General features: G+C 72.4%; 24 protein-coding genes. 16 read left to right on the forward strand and 8 right to left on the reverse strand.

Going from position 1 to position 22,774, the window contains the following annotated elements; all coding sequences use genetic code 11:
• Positions 1-70: 70 nt before the first annotated feature.
• Together ABFX54_RS43555 and ABFX54_RS43560 are read right to left on the reverse strand one after the other, a co-directional pair.
• Complete coding sequence (locus tag ABFX54_RS43555; RefSeq protein ID WP_346112839.1) at positions 71-2,479, reverse strand: heavy metal translocating P-type ATPase; 2,409 nt, start codon at positions 2,477-2,479, stop codon at positions 71-73.
• Positions 2,480-2,872: 393 nt separating this feature from the next.
• Positions 2,873-3,130, reverse strand: coding sequence for a hypothetical protein (locus ABFX54_RS43560; RefSeq protein ID WP_346112840.1), 258 nt, complete (start codon positions 3,128-3,130; stop codon positions 2,873-2,875).
• 244 nt (positions 3,131-3,374) lie between these two features.
• Here ABFX54_RS43560 and ABFX54_RS43565 point away from each other — a divergent pair, with 244 nt between their 5' ends.
• From ABFX54_RS43565 to ABFX54_RS43585, 5 genes are all read left to right on the forward strand, one after another.
• Positions 3,375-4,847: an MFS transporter gene (locus tag ABFX54_RS43565; RefSeq protein ID WP_346112841.1), complete on the forward strand. Its 1,473-nt coding sequence runs from the start codon at positions 3,375-3,377 to the stop codon at positions 4,845-4,847.
• A gap of 5 nt (positions 4,848-4,852) precedes the next feature.
• Positions 4,853-5,293: a MarR family winged helix-turn-helix transcriptional regulator gene (locus tag ABFX54_RS43570; RefSeq protein WP_346112842.1), complete on the forward strand. Its 441-nt coding sequence runs from the start codon at positions 4,853-4,855 to the stop codon at positions 5,291-5,293.
• 147 nt (positions 5,294-5,440) lie between these two features.
• Positions 5,441-6,817 carry an alpha/beta hydrolase gene (locus tag ABFX54_RS43575; protein WP_346112844.1) on the forward strand — a complete coding sequence of 459 codons (1,377 nt, stop codon included), beginning with the start codon at positions 5,441-5,443 and terminating at the stop codon, positions 6,815-6,817.
• A 48-nt stretch (positions 6,818-6,865) separates the two neighbouring features.
• On the forward strand, positions 6,866-7,657 hold the full coding sequence (locus ABFX54_RS43580; RefSeq protein ID WP_346112845.1) for a methyltransferase domain-containing protein: 792 nt from the start codon (positions 6,866-6,868) through the stop codon (positions 7,655-7,657).
• Positions 7,658-7,765: 108 nt separating this feature from the next.
• On the forward strand, positions 7,766-8,992 hold the full coding sequence (locus tag ABFX54_RS43585) for an AI-2E family transporter (protein ID WP_346112846.1): 1,227 nt from the start codon (positions 7,766-7,768) through the stop codon (positions 8,990-8,992).
• Between the two features lie 53 nt (positions 8,993-9,045).
• Here the strand turns inward: ABFX54_RS43585 and ABFX54_RS43590 are convergent, their stop codons facing one another.
• The 6 genes from ABFX54_RS43590 to ABFX54_RS43615 all read right to left on the reverse strand — a co-directional run bounded on the left by ABFX54_RS43590 (position 9,046) and on the right by ABFX54_RS43615 (position 14,710).
• Entirely contained in the window at positions 9,046-9,816 is a 771-nt protein-coding gene (locus ABFX54_RS43590; protein ID WP_346112847.1) for an ABC transporter ATP-binding protein, read from the reverse strand.
• Positions 9,813-10,670, reverse strand: a complete 858-nt coding sequence (locus tag ABFX54_RS43595; RefSeq protein WP_346112848.1) for an ABC transporter ATP-binding protein — start codon at positions 10,668-10,670, stop codon at positions 9,813-9,815. Before ABFX54_RS43595 ends, ABFX54_RS43590 begins: the two co-directional genes overlap by 4 nt.
• Positions 10,667-11,506, reverse strand: coding sequence for an ABC transporter permease (locus ABFX54_RS43600; protein ID WP_346112849.1), 840 nt, complete (start codon positions 11,504-11,506; stop codon positions 10,667-10,669). Before ABFX54_RS43600 ends, ABFX54_RS43595 begins: the two co-directional genes overlap by 4 nt.
• On the reverse strand, positions 11,503-12,462 hold the full coding sequence (locus ABFX54_RS43605) for an ABC transporter permease (protein WP_346112850.1): 960 nt from the start codon (positions 12,460-12,462) through the stop codon (positions 11,503-11,505). The genes ABFX54_RS43600 and ABFX54_RS43605 overlap by 4 nt, the downstream gene beginning before the upstream one ends.
• On the reverse strand, positions 12,462-13,961 hold the full coding sequence (locus tag ABFX54_RS43610; RefSeq protein WP_346112851.1) for an ABC transporter substrate-binding protein: 1,500 nt from the start codon (positions 13,959-13,961) through the stop codon (positions 12,462-12,464). The genes ABFX54_RS43605 and ABFX54_RS43610 overlap by 1 nt, the downstream gene beginning before the upstream one ends.
• A gap of 113 nt (positions 13,962-14,074) precedes the next feature.
• Positions 14,075-14,710, reverse strand: a complete 636-nt coding sequence (locus ABFX54_RS43615; RefSeq protein WP_346112852.1) for a TetR/AcrR family transcriptional regulator — start codon at positions 14,708-14,710, stop codon at positions 14,075-14,077.
• 88 nt (positions 14,711-14,798) lie between these two features.
• Here ABFX54_RS43615 and ABFX54_RS43620 point away from each other — a divergent pair, with 88 nt between their 5' ends.
• The 11 genes from ABFX54_RS43620 to ABFX54_RS43670 form a co-directional block, all read left to right on the forward strand.
• Positions 14,799-15,548 carry an SDR family NAD(P)-dependent oxidoreductase gene (locus tag ABFX54_RS43620; RefSeq protein ID WP_346112853.1) on the forward strand — a complete coding sequence of 250 codons (750 nt, stop codon included), beginning with the start codon at positions 14,799-14,801 and terminating at the stop codon, positions 15,546-15,548.
• Positions 15,545-16,186, forward strand: coding sequence for an NmrA family NAD(P)-binding protein (locus ABFX54_RS43625; RefSeq protein ID WP_346112854.1), 642 nt, complete (start codon positions 15,545-15,547; stop codon positions 16,184-16,186). Before ABFX54_RS43620 ends, ABFX54_RS43625 begins: the two co-directional genes overlap by 4 nt.
• Positions 16,150-16,362: a hypothetical protein gene (locus ABFX54_RS43630; protein ID WP_346112855.1), complete on the forward strand. Its 213-nt coding sequence runs from the start codon at positions 16,150-16,152 to the stop codon at positions 16,360-16,362. The genes ABFX54_RS43625 and ABFX54_RS43630 overlap by 37 nt, the downstream gene beginning before the upstream one ends.
• A gap of 304 nt (positions 16,363-16,666) precedes the next feature.
• On the forward strand, positions 16,667-17,590 hold the full coding sequence (locus tag ABFX54_RS43635; protein WP_346112856.1) for an OPT/YSL family transporter: 924 nt from the start codon (positions 16,667-16,669) through the stop codon (positions 17,588-17,590).
• Positions 17,539-18,261: an OPT/YSL family transporter gene (locus tag ABFX54_RS43640; RefSeq protein WP_346112857.1), complete on the forward strand. Its 723-nt coding sequence runs from the start codon at positions 17,539-17,541 to the stop codon at positions 18,259-18,261. The genes ABFX54_RS43635 and ABFX54_RS43640 overlap by 52 nt, the downstream gene beginning before the upstream one ends.
• 55 nt (positions 18,262-18,316) lie before the next feature.
• Entirely contained in the window at positions 18,317-19,363 is a 1,047-nt protein-coding gene (locus ABFX54_RS43645; protein WP_346112858.1) for a hypothetical protein, read from the forward strand.
• A gap of 51 nt (positions 19,364-19,414) precedes the next feature.
• Positions 19,415-20,302, forward strand: coding sequence for an SseB family protein (locus tag ABFX54_RS43650; RefSeq protein WP_346112859.1), 888 nt, complete (start codon positions 19,415-19,417; stop codon positions 20,300-20,302).
• Entirely contained in the window at positions 20,299-20,691 is a 393-nt protein-coding gene (locus ABFX54_RS43655) for a hypothetical protein (protein WP_346112861.1), read from the forward strand. The genes ABFX54_RS43650 and ABFX54_RS43655 overlap by 4 nt, the downstream gene beginning before the upstream one ends.
• A 126-nt stretch (positions 20,692-20,817) precedes the next feature.
• Positions 20,818-21,213 carry a YbaB/EbfC family nucleoid-associated protein gene (locus tag ABFX54_RS43660; protein ID WP_346112862.1) on the forward strand — a complete coding sequence of 132 codons (396 nt, stop codon included), beginning with the start codon at positions 20,818-20,820 and terminating at the stop codon, positions 21,211-21,213.
• Entirely contained in the window at positions 21,210-21,557 is a 348-nt protein-coding gene (locus ABFX54_RS43665; protein ID WP_346112863.1) for a hypothetical protein, read from the forward strand. Before ABFX54_RS43660 ends, ABFX54_RS43665 begins: the two co-directional genes overlap by 4 nt.
• A gap of 11 nt (positions 21,558-21,568) precedes the next feature.
• Positions 21,569-22,774: WXG100-like domain-containing protein (locus ABFX54_RS43670; protein WP_346112864.1), on the forward strand; the 1,206-nt coding region annotated here is incomplete at its 3' end.

A 22,774-nucleotide genomic window follows, 5' to 3' on the forward strand; every position in this document is an offset into this window, starting at 1 on the left:
ACAACGCCCTATAAACAACGCCGGATGAACGACGCCGGATAACCAGCGGCAGGGCACCGGGGACCTGACGTCACGAAGCGCCGGGGGAGGGCAGGCGCAGCCGTTTGAGCGCGAGGGCGTTGACCGCCACGATCAGGCTCGAACCCGACATGGACAGCGCGGCGATCTCAGGCCGGAGCACGAGCCCGAACGCCGGCTCGAACACCCCGGCGGCGATCGGCAGCGCGAGGGTGTTGTAGCCGATCGCCCAGCCCAGGTTCTGCCGCATCTTGCGCAACGTGCCCCGGCCGATCCGCAGGGCGGTCGGAACGTCGAGCGGATCGGAGCGCATGAGCACGACGTCGGCGGTCTCGATGGCCACGTCCGTGCCGGCCCCGATGGCGATGCCCAGGTCGGCCTGGGCCAGCGCCGGGGCGTCGTTGACACCGTCGCCGACCATGGCCACCCTGCGGCCGCCGGCCCGCAGCTCGGCGATCTTGGCCGCCTTCTCCTCCGGCAGCACCTCGGCGACCACGGTGTCGATGCCGAGCAGCCGCGCGATCCGCTCCGCGGTGGCCGCGTTGTCGCCCGTGAGCATCACCACCTCGACACCGAGCTCGTGCAACTCGGCCACCGCCGATGAGGAGGTGTCCCTGACCGCGTCCGCGATGCCGATCACCCCGGCCGCGGTGCCGTCCACGGCGACCATGACCGCGGTCCTGCCGCCCTCGGCCAGCTCCTGCCGCCTGCTCGCCAGCGCCCCCGGCTCCACCCCTTCGCGCTCCAGCAGCCGCCGGTTGCCCACCACGACCCGGCGCCCGCCGGCCTGCGCGACGGCGCCGTGCCCGGGAACGTTCTCGAACCCGCTCGCCGTCATCGGGGCCAGGCCCAGGTCGTCGGCGTGCCGGACGATCGCCGCGGCCAGCGGATGCTCCGACTCGCGCTCGACCGCCGCGACCAGGCGCAGGAACTCCTCCTCCGGCAGCGCGCCGACGGTCACCACATCGGTCACCTCCGGCTCGCCCTTGGTCAGGGTGCCGGTCTTGTCCATCACGACGACGTCGACGCGAGCCGAGGTCTCCAGCGCCATCGCGTTCTTGAACAGCACACCACGCTCGGCGCCCAGCCCCGTGCCGACCATGATGGCGGTCGGAGTGGCCAGGCCGAGCGCGTCCGGGCAGGTGATGACCACGACCGTGATCGCGAACAGCGTCGCGACGCCGAGCGGCTGCCCCGCCACGAGCAGCCAGACCAGGAAGGTCAGCGCGCCGCCGGCCAGCGCCACCAGGACGAGCCAGAACGCCGCCCGGTCCGCCAGCCGCTGCCCCGGCGCCTTGGAGTTCTGCGCCTCCTGGACCAGCCGGACGATCTGCGCCAAAGCGGTGTCGGCGCCGACCTTGGTCGCGCGGACGCGCAGCGTGCCGTCGCGGTTGATGGTGGCGCCGATGACGGCCGAGCCCGGCTCCTTGTGCACCGGCAGGCTCTCGCCGGTGACCATCGCCTCGTCCACCTCGCTCTGGCCGTCCTCGACCACGCCGTCGACCGGGATCTTCGCGCCCGGGCGTACCAGCAGCAGGTCACCGGCCACCACCTCGGCGGTCGGGACCTCCACCGGGCGGCCGTCGCGCAGGACCGTCGCCATGGGCGGGGCCAGGTCGAGCAGGGCGCGGACGGCGTCGTTCGCGCCGCCTCTCGCCCGCATCTCGAACCAGTGGCCGAGCAGCACGAACGCGGCCAGGACGGTGGCGGCCTCGTAGAACACCTCACCGCCGCCGCCGGTGAGGGTGACGATCAGGGAGTAGAGCCAGCCGGCGCCCACCGCGACCGCGACGAGCACCATCATGTCGAGCGTACGGGCCCTGAGCGCGCGTACGGCTCCGGCGAAGAAGATCCAGCACGAGTAGAAGATCACCGGGAGGCTGAGCAGCAACGCCCAGACGTCCTGCCGCAACCCGAACGGCACGGGCAGCTCCAGCCCGAAGACGTCCGTGCCGATCGGGGACCAGAGCACGATCGGGATGGAGAAGAGCGCGGCCACCAGGAAGCGGTTGCGCATGTCGGCGACCATCGCCGCCATCGACATCCCGCCATGACCCGCCATCTCGTCGCCGTGACCCGCCATCTCGTGTGGCGCGATCGTCTCGCCGCCGTGATCCGTCGCCTCGCGGTGTGCGACCTCGGCACCGGCCGCGTGATCGGCTGGCCGGTAGGGCTCGGTCATCGGGTCGCACAGGTGGGTGGGCACGGACTGCCCGGCACAGTGGTAGCCGCACTCGATGACCCACGTACGCAATTCGGCGACGGACGTGCGGCGCGGATCGAAGCGCACCGTCGCCGTCTGCGCCACCGCGTTGGCCTCGACGTGCAGCACCCCTGGACGCCGGCCGAGCACGGCCACGACCACGTTCTGCTCCGAGGCCCACCGCAGCCCGCTCACATCGAGGATCGCGGTGCCGCGCTCCTCGCCTCCATCGCGCCGTGCGGAGACCGTGTCGCCCATGGTCATGTCCTCCCCGCGAGAACGCCCGCCTCACCTCGGCCCGGCCCGAGAGGTGTCGCAGTCCGGCGAACGTTTTGTGATGGTCGTCTCATGACATCGGCTGACGGCACGCGTCTGCAAGCACTCCTCGACGAGCAGATCGGCTGTTACCGGGCCATCGCCACCGAGTACGAGCGCCACGCCCTGCCGTTCCCCAGAGCTCACCGCGGCGCTCGACGCCTACCGGACCGCCGACGAGCTCATCGAAGGCGAGGAGTCCTCGACCATCCGGCGGCGGCTCCTGGACGGGACCGCGTACCAGATCGTCAAGGTCCCGCACCGGCCGCGCGAGCTCGAACGGCGGCTGGCCCGGGTCGGCCGGCGCATCGAGGTCCACCCCGCCTCCGGCCCGTTCTACCGGGGAGCGGGCAGCCGGGTCTGAGGCTCCGAGGGCGTGGGCGGGCGCCGGCCGTGAGTGAGCAGGTCGAAGAGCTCTTCGACGGCGGCCCGATGGTCCGGGCGGCCTCGGGTGAGTGCCGGGATCTCCAGGACGAACCGGGCCAGGGCCTGGCAGGCGAGGTTGTCGTGGCTCACCCCCGCGTCGTCGGCGATGGCGGCGCTGAGGGCGTCGGCGTGGCGGGTCCACACGCGCTTGGCGTATTCGCGCAGCACCGGTGTGGAGCCGAGGAGCCGGCTGGACTCGGGCCAGCGCGGGTGGGTCGAGACGGGGAGCCAGGACTTGAGCGCGTGCTCGCGTAGCGCGTCGACGACGCTCTGACCGGCGGGGCGCTGACGTACGGCGGCGATCAGCTCCGCCTCCAGGTTCGCCTCCTGGTCGAAGACCAGGGCCTCCTTGCCGTCATCTGCCGGGATACCAGTCAGTGGACGTACTTAGTTATGCGAATATAATCATTATGTGCCTATAACCAAGCGGGTCTCCGCCCCGCCCGCCGCGACCCCCGTGCTCAGCCCCCGCCGGCGCATGCTCGTCCTCGGCATCTGCTGCATGAGCCTGTTCATCGTCGGGCTGGACAACACGATCGTGAACATCGCGCTGCCCGCCATCCGCCGCGACCTGAACGCGTCGGTCTCCGGCCTGCAGTGGATCATCGACGCGTACACGGTGGTGCTGGCCAGCCTGCTCATGCTGTCCGGCTCGACCGGGGACCGGGTCGGCCGCCGCCGCACGTTCCAGACGGGGCTGACACTGTTCACGCTCGGCTCGCTCATGTGCTCGCTCGCGCCCAGCCTCGGCTGGCTCATCGCCGCGCGGGCGCTGCAGGCCGTCGGCGGCTCGATGCTCAACCCGGTCGCCATGTCGATCATCACGAACACCTTCACCGAGCCGCGCGAGCGGGCCAGGGCCATCGGCGTGTGGGGCGGCATGATCGGCCTCAGCATGGCGCTCGGCCCGCTGGTCGGCGGCACGCTGGTGGGCACGGCCGGCTGGCAGGCGATCTTCTGGATCAACATCCCGGTGGGGGCGGCCGCGTTCGTGCTGTGCGCGCTGTTCGTGCCGGAGTCGCGCGCCCCGCGCGCCCGCCGGATCGACCCGGTCGGCCAGGTGCTGATCATCGTGGTGCTGGCCACCGTGACGTACGCCTTCATCGAGGCGCCGGCGGCCGGCTGGGGCTCGCCGCGGACGCTGGCCTGCTTCGCGGTCGCCGCGCTGGCGCTGGCCTGCCTGGTCCCGTACGAGCTGCGCCACGCCGAACCCCTGATCGACCTGCGCTTCTTCCGCAGCGCCCCGTTCGCGGGAGCCACCGTCACCGCCGTGTGCGCCCTGGCCGCGCTGGGCGGGTTCCTGTTCCTCAACACCCTCTACCTCCAGGACGTGCTGGGCCTGTCCGCCCTGCACGCCGGCCTCTACACGCTGCCCATCGCCGGGCTGACCGCGGTCTGCGCGCCCCTGTCCGGCCGGATCGTGGCGAGCGCCGGGCCGCGCGTGCCGCTCGTCGTGGCCGGGGTCACCATGGCGCTCAGCGGCCTGATCCTGACGGGGCTGACGGCGGAGATGCCGACCTGGCGGCTCATGACCGCGTACGTGCTGTTCGGGCTGGGCTTCGGCATGGTGAACGCGCCGATCACCAACACCGCCGTGTCCGGCATGCCGCGCGCCCGGGCCGGGATGGCCGCGGCGGTGGCCTCCACCAGCCGCCAGATCGGGCAGGTGCTCGGCGTCGCGGTCATCGGCTCGCTGGTCACCTCGGCGGTCGCCGGCCCGTTCGCCACCGGGTTTCCCGCCGCCACTCACATCGGCTGGTGGATCATCGCCGGCGGCGGCCTGGTGATCGCCCTGCTCGGTATCCTGACCACCACCGGCTGGGCCCGTGACAGCGCCGCCCGCACCGCCCAACGGCTCGACCTCACCGCGGAAGGAACGGCGTAGACCTCATGAGCCAGACCCCCGACCAGGAGGCGGTGGCCCGCGTCTGGTCCGGCATGTACGACCTCGTCCTGCGCCAGGAGGACCGCCGCAAGGAGGTGGCCGAGACGCTCGGCATCAGCTTCTTCCGTGTCAAGGCGCTGCGCCGCCTGCTGGCCGGGCCGATGACGATGCGGGAGCTGACCGCCGAGCTGTCCACCGACAAGCCGTACACCACGCTGATGGTGGACGACCTGGAGCGGCGCGGCTACGTGACCCGCAGTGTCGCCCCGAGCGACCGCCGGAGCCGCATCGTCACGCTGACGCCGGCAGGGACGGCGGTCGCCGAGGAGGCCGAGCGCATCCTGGCCCGCCCGCCGCGCTCCCTGCTCGCCCTGGACCCCGCGGACCTGGCCGCCCTCGACCGCATCATCGCCGGGCTGCGCGCCCCGGAACGGTCCGCGCCCTGACGGCGGCCGGTCCATACGTGTGACGGCTGCGCGTGGCATGGGCACGGGCATTCTTGCAAGGGATCTATTCCAGCGCCTTTAAAGGGGTCCGCAAGGTTAAGCGGTCACTTTTTCCTTATGCGACGTTTCATCACCATCATTTCACCCGTGATCGTCGCCGTGATCGCCATGACCGGCCTGGCCGGTACGGCGAACGCCACGGCGCCCGGCCGGGTCTCCGACTATTACGGCCAGCGTCTTGCCTGGTCAGCGTGTGGCGGCGGCTTCCAGTGCGCCAAATTAAAGGTTCCGCTCGACTATTCGAAGCCGGGCGGGAAACGGATTAAGATCAGCCTGATCCGGCTTCCCGCGGCCGGAAAGAAGATCGGCTCCCTGGTGCTCAACTTCGGCGGCCCCGGAGTCTCGGGAGTGGAGAGCTTGAAGGCGAGCAAGGCGGTCGTGTCGGCCTCGCTCCGCAGGCGGTTCGACGTCGTGAGCTTCGACCCGCGCGGCGTCGGCGGATCGGCCCCCGTACGCTGCCTGGGCACGCTGGGCCTGGACGCCTTCTACTCCACCGACCCGACCCCCGACACCAAGGCCGAGATCAAGCAGGCCAGGATGTGGTCGAAGACGTTCGCGAAGGCCTGCGCGGCCAACGCGGGCAAGGACCTGCTCGCCCACGTGAGCACGGGCGAGGCCGCCCGCGACATGGACGTGATGCGCTCGGCGCTGGGCGACTCCCGCCTGACCTACCTCGGCTGGTCGTACGGCACCTACCTGGGCGCCCGCTACGCCGACCTGTTCCCGAGGCGGATCCGCGCCATGGTGCTGGACGGCGCGGAAGACCCCGGCCAGTCGGGCGGCGAGTTCGCCCAGAGCCAGGTCACGGGCTTCCAGACGGCGCTGGAGTCGTTCGTGCGCGACTGCTTCAAGGCCAAGGGCTGCCCGTTCAAGAAGCACTCGGTGCGCGCGGCGGTGAAGCGGATCGACGCGCTGTACAAGCGGGCCGATCGCGCGCCGCTGCGCAACACCTACGACGGCCGCCAGGTGAGCGAGGCGGTCGTGCGCACCGGCGTCCAGCAGGCGCTGTACGGGGTGGCGTACTGGCCGACGCTGCGCCTGGCGCTGGCCCAGGGGTTCAAGGGCGACGGCTCGCTGCTGCTGCGGCTCGCCGACCTCTACAACGGGCGCCGGGCCGACGGCACGTACGCCAACACGCTGGAGGCGTTCCGGGCCATCCACTGCCTCGACCGGCCCGAGCTGCGCTGCCCGTACTGGCCGGTCAAGGGCAAGGCGTTCACCAAGAAGGTGCGGGCTCACGGCTCGCCGCCGATCGTGGTGGTGGGCACGACCCGCGACCCGGCGACGCCGTACGCGCTGGCCAAGGCGCTGGCGGCGCAGCTGTCGAAGGGCGTGCTGCTGACGAAGAACGGCGACGGCCACACCGCCTACGCCGGCGGGTCCACCTGCCTGGAGCGGCAGATCGACCGTTACCTGATCACGGCCAGGGCCCCCGGGCCGGGCTCCTGCACCGCGAGAGCCTGACGACGGCCGCTTGACTTCAAGCCGACTTGAAGTCGCAGGATCGCCCCCATGAAGACGAACACGAACCTGGACAGGACGTCGGGCACGGGCCGCACCAGCGAGCAGACCGACGCGTTCATCACCCTGCTCGACCTCGCCGACGGCCTCCCCGGGGCGGCCGAGCTGCGCGCCCGCTCCTACGAACTCCTCGGCCTCGCGCCGGGCGCGGCGGTCGCCGACGTCGGGTGCGGGGCCGGGCGCGCGGTCGGGGAGCTGGCCGGACGGGGTGCGCGGGCGATCGGCGTGGACCTCGACGAGCGGATGATCGAGGTGGCGGGCGGGCGCTGGCCCGCCGGGGACTTCTGCGTGGCGGGCGCCTACGCGCTGCCGTTCGCCGACGGCGAGCTGCGCGGCTACCGGGCCGAGAAGCTCTACCACATCCTGGACGACCCCGGCCGCGCGGCCTTGGAGGCGCGGCGCGTGCTCGCTCCCGGCGGGCGCATCGTGCTGATCGGCCAGGACTGGGACACCTACGTCGTCGACTCCGACGACGCCGCGCTCACCCGTACGATCGTGCACGCCCGCGCGGACCTGGTCACCGGCTCGCCCTGCGCCCGCCGGCACCGCAACCTCCTCCTCGACGCCGGCTTCACCGACGTCACCGTCGAGGTCCACACCTGGGTGCTCGCGGACGAGAGGGCGGTGCCCGTGCTGGCCGACCTCGCGGAGCGGGCCCGCTCGGCCGGGGCGATCAGCGACGCGCAGGCCGAGTCGTGGCTCGCCGAGCAGCGCGAACGGGGGCGCCGCGACCGGCTCTTCCTCGCCCTGCCGCTCTTCGTGGCCGCGGCCACCCGCCCGTGACCGCCCGGCGTCCGCTCAGGTGCCGGGGGCCGCCGTGCACGATTCACTCTGGACGGGGAAGAGATGCCGGTGAGGCATATCGCCGCGTGCCCCGGTCAGGAGGGTGCCATGAAGCCGTTCGAGCCCAGGGAACCCCGCCCCGAGCCCATCCAGCGGATCCAGGTGCTGCTCTCGCCGGCCAACGTGTGGCGGGTGGGGTTCGCCGTCGTCGCGGTCGTCGTCGTGGTGTACCTCATCCGCTTCGTCCTCACCGACGCCGGTTCGCTGATCGTCGTCGTGGTGATGGCGTGGTTCCTGTCGCTGGCGATGGAGCCCGCGGTCGGCCGGCTGGCCCGGCACATGCGCAGGGGCGCCGCGGCCGTCCTCGTGATGATCGGGATCGCGCTGCTCGCCGCGGTCTTCCTCCTGCTGTTCGGCAACTTGTTCGTCGAGCAGGCCGCCTTACTCGTACGCGCGCTGCCCGAGGTCGTCACCGGCGCCATCGAGTGGATCAACACCCGATTCGGTACGAAGTACGACATCTCCACCATCCTCAGCTCCATCAACCTGACCCCTCAGCAGGCCGCCACCTACGCACAGGACCTGCTCGGCGGCGTGCTCGGCCTGCTCGGCACGATCACCTTGGCGGTGTTCAACACCTTCGCCCTGCTGCTGCTCACCTTCTACTTCTCGGCCGACGGCCCCCGGCTGCGGCGCTGGCTCGCCCAGCTGCTGCCGGGCCGCGTCCAGCAGGTCTTCCTCACGGTGTGGGACGTGTCGCTGGTCAAGACCGGCGGGTACGTCTCCGCCCGGCTCATCCTGGCCGCGATCAACGGCACCAGCTCGGCCGTCGTGTTCCTGCTGCTCGGCATGCCCTCTTGGCTGGCGCTGGGGGTGTGGACCGGGATCGTGGCCCAGCTCGTGCCCACGATCGGCACCTACATCGCGATCGCGCTGCCCACCGTGGTCGGCCTGGTCTCGCCCCGGCCCTGGATCGGACTGGCGGCCCTGGCCTGGGGGATCCTCTACCAGCAGGTGGAGAACCTGACGCTGGAGCCGCGGATCAGCGGGCGGGCGGTGAACATGCATCCGGGGGTCGCGTTCGCGGGCGTGCTGCTGGGGGCGCAGCTCTTCGGGGCGGTGGGGGCGCTGCTGGCGGTGCCGGTGCTGGCCATGCTTCTGTCGTTGCTGGACACGTTCGTGTCCCGCAAGGAGCTGATGCCGGTCATGCCGGACGTGCCGGAGGCGTACCTGGAGGAGAACGGCGAGAGCCCGGCGACGGAGCCCAAGCCCGAGCCGAGCGCGGAACAGGCACGGACCGCGCCCAAGGACGGAGAGCCCGGCCCCTCACCCTGATCAGGACGCGCCGAAGGGCGGGTAGGGGGAGAGGCCGGTCAGCGCGGGACCGGTCAGGACGCCGCCGGACCGGTGTCGCGGCGCAGGCGGGGGACGCTGGCGACGAGGCGGCGCGTGTGCGGGTGGGTGGGCGAGCCGAGCACGGCCGCGCTCGCCCCCTGCTCCACGATCCGGCCCCCGTCCAGCACGGCGATCTCGTCGCACAGGGCGCTCACCACGGCCAGGTCGTGCGAGACCATCACCAGCGTCAGCTCCCTGGTCGCCTTCAGCTCCCGCAGCAACTCGACCAGCCGCACGCGCGTGGTCACGTCGAGCGCGCTGACCGGCTCGTCGGCCAGCAGGATCCGCGGCTCGCACACGATGGCCCTGGCGATCGCGATGCGCTGCCGCTGCCCGCCGGAGAACTCGTGCGGATAGCGGCGCGCGGCGTCCGCCGGCAGTCCGACGGCGCGCAGCGTCTCCGCCACCCGGTCGCCGATCTCGTCGCGGGCGCCGATCCGCATCGCCCGCAGCGGCTCCGACACGATGCGGTCCACCCGCTGGCGCGGATCCAGCGACGAGTACGGATCCTGGAACACCGGCTGGACACTGCGCCGGAACTCCTGGTCGCGCCCTGGCCGCAGCGGCCGGCCGTCGAACAGCACCTCACCCGTGCTGGGCCGGGCCAGGCCCAGCAGCAGCCGCAGCAGCGTGCTCTTGCCCGCCCCCGACTCGCCGACCAGCGCGAGGTTGCGCCCCGCCGTCACCGCGACGGACACGCCGGAGAGCACGGGCGCCCCGCCCCGGTACGCGAACCCGACCTCCCTTGCCTCCAGCAGCGTCATGGCGCCAGCCGATCGAACTCGGCCTCGAACGCCTCCGCGCTCTCCACCAGCGCACGCGTGTAGGGGTGCCGCGGTGCGCGCACGATGTCCTCCGCCCTTCCCGACTCCACCAGCGAGCCGCGTTCGAGCACGGCCAGCCGGTCCGTCACGCCCGCGACCACGGCCAAATCGTGGCCGATGAGCAGCAGCGCCATCGACCGGCCCGAGACCAGCCCGTTGAGCAGCGCGAGCACCTCGGCCTGCACGGTCACGTCGAGCGCCGTGGTCGGCTCGTCGGCGATCAGCAGGTCGGGCTCGCAGGCCAGCGCCATGGCGAGAGCCGCGCGCTGCCGCTGGCCGCCGGAGATCTCGTGCGGGTACGCGCCCGCGACCCGTGCCGACAGGCGGACCTCGTCCAGCGCGGTCGAGACGGCGGCCCGCAACGCCCCGCCGCGCAGCCCGCGCCGGCGCCGGATCGGCCCGGCGAGCTGCCTGCCGATGCGCATCAGCGGGTCCAGCGCCGTGAGCGGCTCCTGGAACACCGCGCTCACCGTCCGCCCGCGGACGCGGTCCAGCCGGCGGTCCCGCGCGCCGACGATCTGCGTGCCGGCCAGCAGCACACTGCCGTGCGCGCTCAGCCCGGCGGGCAGCAGGCCGAGGACGGCCAGCGCGGTCAGCGACTTGCCCGACCCGGACTCGCCGATCAGTCCCAGCCGCTCACCGGGCGCCAGCGTGAACGACACACCGTGCAGCAACTCACCGCCGCCCGCTTGGCGCACCGACAGCCCGTCCACGTCCAGCAGCGGCGGCACGTCCCGGGTCACCGGCTCGGCCGGGGTCGGCTGCTCCGGGACCGTCGGTTCCTCCCGGCTCATCGGCTCCTCCCCGGGGCGAGGTCGCGCAGCCCGTCGGCGACCAGGTTCACGCCGACGACGAGCACGACCAGCAGCACGCCAGGCGCGATCGCGCCGACCGGCGCGGTGAGCACGGTGGCCTGGGCCTCGTGCAGCAGCCGTCCCCAGGACGCGTTCGGCGGCGGCGGGCCGAGGCCGAGGTACGACAGCGACGCCTCGGCCAGCACGGCCAGGCCGAGCTGGAGGGCCAGGTTGACCAGCAGCGTCGGCCAGATGTTCGGCAGCACGTGTCCGGCGATGATCCGCGGCCACGAGCTGCCCGACGTACGCGCCGCCGTGATGTAGTCCTGCGCGAGCACCCGCTTGACCAGGATCCTGGTCAGCCGCGCGACCACCGCCGACATGGCCAGCCCGATCGCCAGCACCGCCGAGCCGAGCGACGCCTGCCGCACCGCGACCACCAGCATGGCCAGCAGCAACGTAGGGAAGGCGATCAAGGCGTCCAGGGCGGCGGCCAGCGCGTCGTCGAGCCACCGCGTCGCGAACCCGGCGGCCAGCCCGGCGAGCACCCCGAGCGCGCCGCCGAGCAGCACCGACCCGCCGCCGGCCACCAGCGCGATGCGGGCGCCGATCATGAGCTGGGTGAGCAGGTCGCGGCCCAGCTTGTCGGTGCCCAGCAGATGCTCGCCGCCCGGCGGGACCAGCCGGCCGCCCGAGGTGTCGGCCGGATCGTACGGCAGCCACACCAGCGACACGACGGCCACCGCGAGCACCACGCCGACCAGCACGCACCCGGCGGCGAGCCCCTTGCTCGCAGGCCCCTCGCACCCGGTCCTCCTGCTCCTGGGCCCCTTCACGAGCGCCCCAGGCGGGTCCGCAGCCGCGGATCGATCAGGCGTTGCGCCACGTCGGCGGCGAACCCGATCACCAGCACCGCGAACGTGCTGACCGCGAGCACGCCCTGAATGACCGGATAGTCGTGCTCGGAGATGCCCTCGATCAGCAGGGTCCCGAGGCCGGGCAGCGCGAACACGCTCTCCACCACCACCGCGCCCAGGAACGTCGTGGCCAGCTCGATGCCGAGCACCGCGATGACCGGCCCGGCCGCGTTGCGCAGGCCGTGCCGCCACATGGCGCCGGCGAACGACTCGCCCAGCGCCCGCGCGGTGCGCAGGTGGTCGCTGCCCAGCACGTCAAGCGTGGCCGCGCGGACGTAGCGGATCAGCGAGGCCGACATGACCAGCGCGATGGTGACGACCGGCAGGACCAGCGCAGTCAGCGCCCGTCCCGGCTCGGCCCAGTCCTCGCGCGGGAACCCGCCGGCCGGCAGCAGCCGCAGGCGCAGCGCGAACACCGTCACCAGCAGCATGCCGATCCAGAACACCGGCACCGCGATCCCGAGCTGCGCGAAACCGCTGAGCAGCGGCCCGTACCAGCGCTGAGCCCGGTGCGCGGCCAGGAAGCCGACCGGCACCGCCACCACCACCGCCAGCGCGAACGCCAGCAGCGTCAGCGGCACGGTGACCACCAGCCGGGCCGCGATCTCGCTCCCGACCGGCAGCTTGCTGACGTAGGAGGTGCCGAGGTCGAGCCGGGCCAGGCCGCCCAGCCAGGCAGCGAACTGCTCGGGCAGCGGCAGGTCCGAGCCGGTCTGGCGGCGCGCCGCCGCGATCTGCTCGGGAGTCGCGCCGATCGACAGCAGGGCGTTGGCCGGATCGCCGGGCAGCAGCCGCAGCAGCACGAACAGCAGCGAGGCCGCCAGCAGCAGCGAGCCCAGCAGGAAGGCCGTGCGGCGCAGCAGGTAACGCGCCATCAGCCCTTCTTGATCCCGTACGCGTAGAACTGCGAGTTCAGGCCGTTGACCGGATAGCCGGACAGCTTCGAGGAGGCCACCACGATCTGCGGGTAGAGGTAGAGCCAGTCGCTGGCGGCGTCCTCGGCGATCTGCCGGTTGGCCTTCTTCAGCAGCTCGGTCTGCTCCTCGGCGGTCTTGGCCCGCTCCGCCTCCTCGACCCAGCCGGTGACCTGCTTGTTGTCGTAGCCCCAGTAGAAGTCGGGGTTGCCGTACCAGACCACGTCGCGGTCGTTGACGTGCTCCTGGAGGGTGGCGGCGAAGTCGCGCTTCTTGAACACTTTGCTGTACCACTCGTCGGCGGTGATCACGTTGATGTCGACGGTGATGCCGACCTTGGCCAGCTCGCTCTTGACGAACGTGGCCACCGTCGGATGCGGGTCGTAGTTGGGCGTGTCCAGGGTGAAGCGGAAACCGCTCGCGTAACCGGCCTCGGCGAGCTGCTTCTTGGCCAGCTCGACGTCGTACGGGTTGACCTTCGTCAGGTCCTCGTACCACGGGTCGGTGGGCGGCACCATCGAGCCGATCAGGCTGCCGTGCCCGGCCCAGATCGACTCCAGCAGCTTGGCGTCGTCGATCGCGGAGGAGACGGCCTTGCGCACCAGCGGCTTGTCGAACGGCGCCTTCCTGTCGTTGAAGGCGAGCAGCAGCTTGGTCGTGGAGTGGCCCTCGGCCACCTTGTAGTCGGGGTTGCCGGTGAACTGGGCCAGCGCGTCGGGGCTCTGCTCGCTGGTGACGACGTCCACGGCGCCGGTGAGCAGCGCGTTGTTGAGCGCGGTGGCCTCGGTGAAGTAGTGGAACACCACGCCGCCGTTGGCCGGCTTCGGCCCCCAGTAGCCGGGGAAGGGCTCCAGGCTGAGCGTCGAGCCGCGCTTCCAGGACCCCAGCTTGTACGGCCCCGTACCGTCCTCGCCGGTCGTCAGGTCCTTGGCCCCGGCGTTGACGATCCACACGTAGCTCAGGTTGTAGAGCAGGGAGATCGACCTGCTGGACAGCTTGACCACCACGGTGCGCTCGTCGGGCGCGGTCACGGACTTGATCACCTCGAGCTGGCTCTTGCGCGCCGACTGCGAGTCCTCCGCGCTCACCCGCTCGATGCTCTGCTTCACGTCGGCGGACGTCAGCGCCTTGCCCGAGTGGAACGTCACGCCCTGGCGCAGCTTGAAGGTGTAGGTGAGGCCGTCGTCCGACACCTCCTGGCTCTCGGCCAGCAGGTTCTCCACCTTGCCCGCGTCGGTGAGCCGGTACAGGCCCTCGTAGACGTTGCCGTTGAACGTCTCCGTCACGCCCTGGCCGCCGCCGGCCGTGTTGTCGAGGTTCTGCGGCTCGTACAGGGAGCCGATCTCGATCGTGGCGGCGCCGCTGCCGGCGCCCTCCTGGGGTGCGGCCGCCGGGTCCGATCCGCATGCGGCGAGAGCGAGGGCCAAGGCGACCGCGACGCCGGCGAACTTCCTGGTCAAGGTGACTCCTGAGCACAGCGGCCGGCACGCGGGACGGGGGCGGCCGCTTTTATGTATATCGGGTAGGTAAACCTAACTATAGGGGGACGGGGGCATAAGGGAGAAAACTGCCCTTACCGTACGGGCTGCTGATCCGTGGCGAACGAGCGGATGTAGGCCAGCGTCGCGTTCATCGACGCCTCCAGCGGCTGCACGTCGAGCACCGTCTGCGACAGCAGGGTGCCGCCCTGGTGGGCGGAGAGCAGCGCGAAGGCCAGCTCGTCGAGGTCGGCGTCGGCGCGCAGCTCGTCGCGCTCGCGCATGGCCCGCAGCCCGTTGAGGATCAGGTCCTTCCAGCGCAGGAAGCCGTTGGCCAGGTCGGTCCTGGACTCCTCGTCGGTGCCGCTCAGCTCGCCGGCCAGCGTGCCGAGGTCGCAGCCGCCGCGGCAGCCGTTCTCCCGCTGGCGCTCGATCGCCGCGTCGGCCCAGGCGCGCAGGGCCTCGAAGCTGTCGAGAGCCGTTATTCGCGGCAGCCCTGGATCGAGCGCGGAGTCGGCCTGGCGGGTGATGACCGCCCTGATCAGGGCCTGCTTGCTGTCGAAGTAGTGGTAGAGCTGCGAGCCGCTGACGCCCGCGGCGGCGCGTACGTCCTCGATGCCGGTGCCGGCCACGCCGCGCTGGGCGATGAGCGCGGTCGCCGCCTCGATGATGCGGTTCTTGGTGGCCTGGCCCTTCGGGGTCAGGCGGCGGGGCTTGGTTGCTTCGGCCACGTCTCAGAGCCTACCGGATTGGGTTGCACAATCCAGAAAATGCTCCTACGTTTTTGGACAGACCAACCCAGAAAGTGAGCCCGACACCATGACCATCGCTCCCGCACGCACCCTCACCGCCCTCGTTACCGGCGCGACCGCCGGCATCGGCCGTGCCGTCGCGCTGCGGCTGGCCGCCGACGGCGTCCACGTCATCGCCCACGGCCGCGACCCGGAACGCGGCGCCCAGCTCGTCAAGGAGATCACCGCCGAAGGCGGCACCGCCCGCTTCGTCACGGCCGACCTGGCCAACGCCGACGAGGTCCAGGCCCTGGGCGCCGCGGCCGGCGAGGTGGACATCCTGGTCAACAACGCCGGGATCTACACCTTCACCAGCACGCCGGGCACCAGCGCCGAGAGCTTCGACGAGCAGCTCGCCATCAACACCCGGGCCCCGTTCCTGCTCGTGGGCGCGCTCGCGCCGGGCATGGCCGAGCGCGGGCACGGGTTCATCGTCAACATCACCTCGACCGCGGCGACGTCGCCCGCGCCGACCGGCGGCGCGTACGGGGCGTCGAAGGCCGCCATCGAACTGCTGACCCGCTCCTGGGCCACGGAGTTCGGCCCCAGCGGCGTCCGGATCAACGGCGTCTCGCCAGGCCCGGTCCGCACCGCGGGCACCACCGCCATGCTCGGCGAGAACATCGAGCTGATGGGCAAGGTCAACATCCGCGAGCGGATCGGCGAGCCCGAGGAGATCGCCTCGATCGTCCAGTTCCTCATCCACGCCGACAGCAGCTACATCAACGGCACCGTCATCGTCGCCAACGGCGGCGAGCGCAGCACCCTGCCGCAGTGAACGTCCTGGTCATCGGCGCCACCGGATTCGTCGGCGGAGCCGTCGCCCGCCACCTCGCGGCCCAGGGCCACACGGTCACCGGCCTGGCCCGCACCGGCGAAGCCGCCGCACCCCTGGCCGCCCAGGGCATCACACCCCTGTCCGGCGACCTCCCCGGCCCGCCCGCCGACGGACCCGGCGGCGTTCCCGGCTCGCCCGGCGATGGGCCCGGCGGTGGAGTCCGCAGCGGGACCTACGAAAGGGATCATGACAGGTTCGCCGCCGCCGTCACGGCCGCCGGGCAGGCCGACGCGGTGATCTACGCCGCCCAGCCGGACCCGGAGACGGAGGAACGCACGGTCGCCGGCCTGCTCGACGCCCTCGCCGGTACCGGCAAGACCTTCGTGTTCACCTCCGGCGCGGGCGTCCTCATCCAGCGCACCGGCGGCTCCTGGAGCGAGGACGGCTTCGGCGAGGACGACCCGTTCGAAGTCGAGCCGCTCGCCGCCGGGGCGTCGAGCAGCCGGCACGCGCCGCCGCACCGGCGCTGGAGAAGGGGACCGCGGGCGCGCTGTACCACGCGGTCGCCGGCGAGATCCCGAACCGGTGGATCGCCGAGGCGGTGGCGGCCGACCTGGGCTGCGGCACCCGCAGCCTGACCCCGGAGGAGGGCGCGGGGGTGCGGGGCGACATGGGCGGCCTGATCCTGGCCGGATCAAGCCGCTGCCGCGTACCCCGCGCGCGGAGCGAACTCGGCTGGACCCCGACGCACACCGACATGCTCACCATGATCGGCGAACCCCGCCTCCGGCAACTGGCCACCCGACCGGCCTGACCCACCCCAGGGGTTCCCCCGCTCGGCGCAGGACCGTTGGGCGCCGGGCCCCGCTTGGCGTCCGTTCCGCGCTCGACATCGGGTGAGCCCGTGCCGGATCCTGAGGGTTCGGGATCAGCGGAGCCGGGACGGTGAGCGGTCGGGACGGCATGCGCGTGCTCGCTGGGCGTGCGTGCAGCGGCCGGGCGCGATGAGCGCGACGCGCGCGGTCGTGAGGAGGATCTTCGGTGAAGACCAGGGGTAGTCACCGTCTCCGGAGAACCGCCGGTCTGCGCCTGCTCCACGGGCGGGCGTAGGCCGGTTCATGCGGTCGGACCCGAGCGAGGAACACCCGCCGCCACCCCGTCACCTCACCCTCGCGCCCATCGCGCTCGGCATGCTCCTCGGCGGCTGTCTCAGCGTGCTCAACGTCATCCTGGCCTTCAAGGCGGGCACCGGATCCGGCGGCGCGATCATCAGCGTGCTGCTCGGCGGCGCCGCGCTACGACTGCTGCGGAGGCTGACCTGGCGGACCCTGTTCGTCACCTACGCGACCGCCTCGGGAGGCACCCTGGCGGTCTCCGCGATCGACACCAGCATCGGCGCCGGCCTGCTGAGCGGCGAGCCCCTGCCGTCGTGGATCTCGCTCGTCGGCCTCGCGCTCCTGGCTAACCTCCTCGGTCTCGTCCTGGGCGTCGTCCTGGCCCCCACGATCATCGGCGATCCTGGTCTGAAATATCCGGCCTTATGGCCGGTCATCGACCTCATGCACACCCTCACCGGCTCCGGCGACCGCGAGGCGGGCGCGGAAAGGCAGCGGCTCATCGTCGTGGCCGCCGTCGTCGCGGCCGTGCTGTCGTTCGCGGCCGCGCTCGCCGGCCGGGACTCCCTGCCGCCCGCCCCCGGCCTGCCGCCCTACCTCGCCCTGTCGTTGTCGCCGATGCTCTTCGGACTCGGCCTGCGCCTGCCGGGGACGGCCACGGTCTGGATCGGCCTCGGGGCCGCGTACTCCCTCGTCGTCTGGTACGCCAACGCGTCGCGACCCGCCCCCGCCTATGCCGAGCACCTCGGCTCGCCCTGGATCCTCGCCGTGGGCGTGGGCCTGCTGCTCGGCTACGCCTGCGGTTTCGTGGTCAGGCTGGCGGGCGGGCCGCGCCGGGCCGTCGCCGGGGTGATGCGGGGGAGAGGCGGCCACCGGTGGCCGGCGGGGGCGGGCGTGATCGCCGTGGCGGCGGCAGCGCCGCCCTGATCGTCCTCGCCCCGCTGTTCGCCGTCATCCTGAACCGGGTCAACGCCGCCACCGGGATGGCGCCCACGGGCGTGCTCCAGTTCCTCACCCTGGTCGTCCTCGCGCTGGCACACGTGCCGCAGGGGACGGCGTACCTGCTCGTCGGCCTGGTCTGCGGCTCGGCGCTGGCGTCGGCGTACTACATCGAGGCGGCCAAGGTGGCCTCCACAGCACGGGACGCGCCCCGCACCCGCCAACTGCTCGCCTGCCAGGCGATCGGCAGCGTCGCCGGCGTCGGAACGGGCGTCACGCTGCTCTTCCTGATCGACGAGCTGGGCGGCGTCGGCACCGCCGCCTTCCCCGCGCCCACGTCGAGCGCCATGGCCTTCCTGAACGCCCTGCTCAGGGGGTCTCCGGAGTACGCGCGCTCGGCCCTGCTCTTCCTCGTCCCGGCGGGGCTGGCCGGGCTGGCCCTGGCCTGGACGCCGATCCTGCCTACCCTGCTGGGCCTGGGCGTGCTGCTGCCCGCCGCCACCTCCGCCGCCATCCTGCTCGGCAGCGTGGCCAAGCTCGTCTCGCAACGCAGCAGGAAGGACGAGGGCGCCTTCGCCGCCACCGTCGGCTCCGGCCTGATCCTGGGCGGCGGCCTGGCGAACGCGTTGCTGCTGCCGATCCAGCTGATCACCTCGTGAACGCCCGTCGTACCAGGTAAAATGCGGTCCGCCCCATCCGGCGCGGGAGAGGACGATGACCAGACTGTCCGGCTTCAAGCGCGCCCGCAGGGGCGCGTGCCTGACGGCGGCGCTGCACGTGAGCAACGGCGATGCCACCGACCTGCCCGGCACCGGGCTCGCGCCCCGCCTCATCTACTGGCGCGACGTCCTGCACGAGGGCCCCGTGCCCGATGTGGAGCCGGAGGAACTGCGCCGGATCAGGGCGGCGTTCCTGACCGGGGCGGACGCGGACGACCGTGCGGAGGGCGCGCGCATGTTCGCCGAACGGGACCGGACGCTGGCCGGCAACCGCGACGGCGAGTACGTCCTGTGGTTCGAGGCGGACCTGTACGACCAGCTCCAGATCATCGAGATCCTGTCCCGCCTGGCCGGCCTCGGGGTGCCGGCGGAGCGGATCACGCTGATCTGCATCGGCGAGCACCCCGGCATCGCCCGCTTCGGCGGCCTCGGCGAGCTGACGGCCGATCAGCTGCGCGCGCTGCCCGGCACGAACGCCCCCATCCGGCTCACCCCCGCCGCGCTCGACCGGGCCACCCGAGCGTGGGAGGCCTTCCGTGCTCCGGCCCCCGACGGCCTGGGCGCCGTCGCCGCCCACCGCTCGGCCGAGCTGCGCTTCCTGGGCGAGGCGTTCGACCGGCTCAGCCGCGAATATCCCTCGACCCGCGACGGGCTGTCGCTGACCGAACGGCGCGTGCTGGCCGCCGTCGCCGGCGGCGCCACCGAGGCCGGGACGGCGTTCGTCCGCGCCGCCGCGCGCGAGACGCGCCCGTACCTCGGCGACTCCTGGTGCTACGCCATGATGGAACGGCTGGCCCGCGCGCCCGTCCCGCTCCTGGACGCCGAGCCGGCCGGCCGCCCGGTCGATCGCGGCACCGAGCTGCGGCTGACCAAGGCGGGGGAGCGAGTGCTGGCCGGGGCGGCGGACCACGTGGCGCTCAACGGCCTCGACCGCTGGATCGGCGGGGTGCGCCTGCACGGGCACGACGTGCCGTGGCGCTGGGACGAAGGCACAGAACGCATCATCCCCGCGCCGGAACCAACCGGCGCGCCGGCCTCCTGACGCGCGCGGGCGCGGGCGCGGCACGGCGCGCGTACCCGGCACAATGGGCGGATGGCCGAAGATGATCATCTGCCGGTGAGCCCGTTCGAGGAGCAGCTGTGGGCCGCTCACCGGGACGGGCACCTGGCGCTGTGCCTCAGCCTGCTGCGCAGTGCGGACCTGGCGCTGCCGATCACCGCCGCCGCGGCGGCGGGCGAGGAGACGCCCGCCTGGGCGACCGCCTCGGGCCCCGGGCGGACGTGGCTGCTCGCCTATACCTCGGTCGAGGCGATGCTGCTGGCCACCGGCGGGACCGCCACGCACTGCCGGGTCATCTCCATGACGGAGCTGGCGGCCGGCTGGCCCGACCCGCGATGGGGGCTGGCGGTCAACCCGGGGCTGACGGTCTCGTTCCCGCTGGAACCGGGGACGGTGGCGCGGCTCGCGGTGCCCACGATGACCCAGGACCTCCTGCTCGACCCGGAGTCGGGCGTGCCCGTGGTGCAGAAGCTGATCGCCACGGCCGACCTGCCCGATCTGCTGGCCACGAGCGAGCCGAGGGTGTCGGGCTACTGCCACCACGCGCTCGACGTCTCCCACATCGCCACCCCCGCGGTCCTCGCGGCGGCGCTGGGCCGGCCGGACCTGCTCAGCGCGAGCGGCTCGCTGAACATCCTGCGCTGGCGTCCCGTCGGGCTCGGCCTCTACCGTACGCCGTACGGGGGGACCGACGAGGAGGGTCGGGAGGCGGTGGCGGGCTGGGTGGTCGAGGAGCCGCCGTTCGCCGGCATGGGGCTGGTGCCCAGCCCCGACAACGTCATCCGCGAGTACAAGGTGTACGGCGTGGGCCTGCCCCACGGCGCCGAGATCTGGGAGCTGACCACCGCGGGAACCGAGCACCGCAGGGCCGTCTACCACGGCGACCTGCGCCGCTGGCTGCTGATCGGGAGGGCGGCGTGACCGTCTGGCACTCCTACCGGGCGCGCTGGCGGGGGGCCGACTACGCCGCCAGCCCCGAGCCGCACGCCCTGGAGCTGTGGGTACGCCTGCGCAGGACCGACCCGGCCGACGGGTTCGAGGAGGTCGAGCCGGGCTGCCACGTGCGCACGGTCCCGGTGGGGGAGTGCGAGTCGCTGCACTTCGTGACCGTGGTGTGCCGCTGGCGCGGCGAGCCGTTCCAGGTGCACGAGGAGCGGGACGGGCGGCTGCTGCTCGAATACCTCGGCGGATCGGTGCTCACCGCGCGCCGCCTGGGGCTCGACCGGATCGAGCGAGGCGTCTATCGATGCTGGGCAAATCGTGACGAAGTGGACGAAATGCGCGAGGAGGCCGTACTCATCACACCCTGAACCCACCGGGAAAGCTCTCCGGAATCCTCACTTTTGCGACAGACTCTTGTTTGTTGGTGTTCATGTGACGGAAACTTACTCCTCAGGAACATGCGTCGTAACAGGCGAGAGCGTCATGAGAGGGTCATGGGATCACCGGAGCGGCCAGACGTGGCGGGAGTACGGGCCTACGCCGACGAACTGCGTGAGATGTTCACCCGGCTACAGGACCAGGGCCTCGAACTGCACACCAGGGCCAGAGCGGTCCAGGTGACGGAGACCTCGCCCGACGGTCTCGTGTCGGTGACCGTCGGATCGCGCGGCGAGCTCGTCCGGATCGACCTGGACCCGCGCATCTACCGGCGCCCCGACGCGCGCGGACTGGCCGACACGATCGTGACCACCGCGCAACGGGCCGGCGCCACCGCCCGCGAGCGCATCGTGGAGATCTTCGCGCCCGTGATCCCGCCCGAGCAGTTCCAGGCGCACCTCGACGGAGACATCGAGGCGGTCCTGTCCCAGCTTGCCGGAGGTGCCGAGTGAAGGAGTGGGACGGCGCGGCCATCGCCAAGCCGATCGTCGACCGGGGCATCTCCGCGTGGTCCGTGATGGCCGAGGAGGTCGAGCGGAGCCTGCCCAAGCTGGTCACCGACGTCGAGGCGCGCATCGCCAGTGCGCCCTGGGGCGGCGGGATGGAGGGCGAGGCCTTCATCCGTACGCACTTCCGCGACGGCGGGCCCGGCGAGCTGCTCAACCAGTGCGGCCGGCTCGCCAAGGAGATCACGGACGCGGGCGACCGGCTCAGGACGGCCATCGACAACACCCTCCAGACGGACGCCGACATCAGGCACGACCTCACGGCCCTCGCGCGGCAGCGAGAGGTCTGAGGCACCCGGGCATGACGCACACGGGCGGAATCGACGTCCAGGACACGGGGGACCGGCCGAGCCGGGGGCGCGCCGTCACCATCGACAGCGACATCCGCCCCGTCTGGGAGACCGAGGCGTTACCCGGCTGGGTCGTCCACTGGCTGATCCCCATGCTGTCCGCCGGCCAGAAATGGCCCGAGGCGACAGAGAGCGGGCTGTCGCAGCTGGCGCGGGCGTACGAGGCGCTGGCCGACGGGGCCGTCGGCTCGGCCGGGCCCGCGGGCTCGGCCGCGCGCACCGTCGTCACCGGCTGGGCCTCGCCCGCCACCGCGCACTTCGTCACCAGGATCAAGGCCCTGTACGGCGAGGACGGCATCTCCGGCGTCGACCGCAACGCGCGGGCCTACGCGCAGCAGGCCAACGACTTCGCCGTGGAGACGCAGTACTCCAAGCTCTCCATCAACGTGGCGTTCTGGATCACGGTCATCGCCATCGGCATCGCCATCATCGTCTCCTTCTTCAGCGCGGGGGCCTCCACCGCGCTCATCGGCCCGTACGCGGCCGGCGCCCGCGCGGCGCTGAGCCGCATCCTCGTCCGGCTCGCGACCGTGGCCGGCCCCGAGGCCGGCGCCACCAGGCTGGCCCGGGTGGCCGTGCTCAGCGGCGCCACCGGGCGCGGCGCCATCGTCCGGCTGCTGGCCTCGCCGATCGGCAGGGAACTCATCGAGGAGATCGGCGAGGAGTTCTTCATCGACGCGGCGGCCCAGTACCAGCAGATCAAGATGGGCACCCGCCAGGAGTGGGACTGGCAGAAGTCCGCCGCCTCGATCGTCGGAGCGGGCACCGGCGCCGTCATCGGCACCCGCCTGTCCGGGCCCGTGTCCCGCCTCACCAGCAGCGTCCCCGGCTTCACCGGCCGCGCCCTCACCACCGGCCTGACGAACACGATCGCCTCCCCGGTGGGCAGCTTCATCGCCAACGGTGTCGTGTACGGGCAGTTGCAGAACCCGTTCACCGCCGAATCGCTGGCGGGCGGCTTCCTCGGCGGCGCGGGGCGGACCGGCAGCATCAGCCCGTTCAACCCGGACGTCGCCTCCGCCCTGGCTCACCCGCTGAGCACGCTCGCCGCCGCGCACTCCGCCGCCGCCAGGACCGACGCGGCCCGCGCGGACGCCGGCCCGGGCGCCGGTCCAGGGACCGGTCCCGGCCCGGGCACCGGCCCCGGTGGCCCGAAC

It is taken from the genome of Nonomuraea maheshkhaliensis, from assembly GCF_039529435.1.
In the GTDB taxonomy this organism is placed as follows: domain Bacteria; phylum Actinomycetota; class Actinomycetes; order Streptosporangiales; family Streptosporangiaceae; genus Nonomuraea; species Nonomuraea maheshkhaliensis.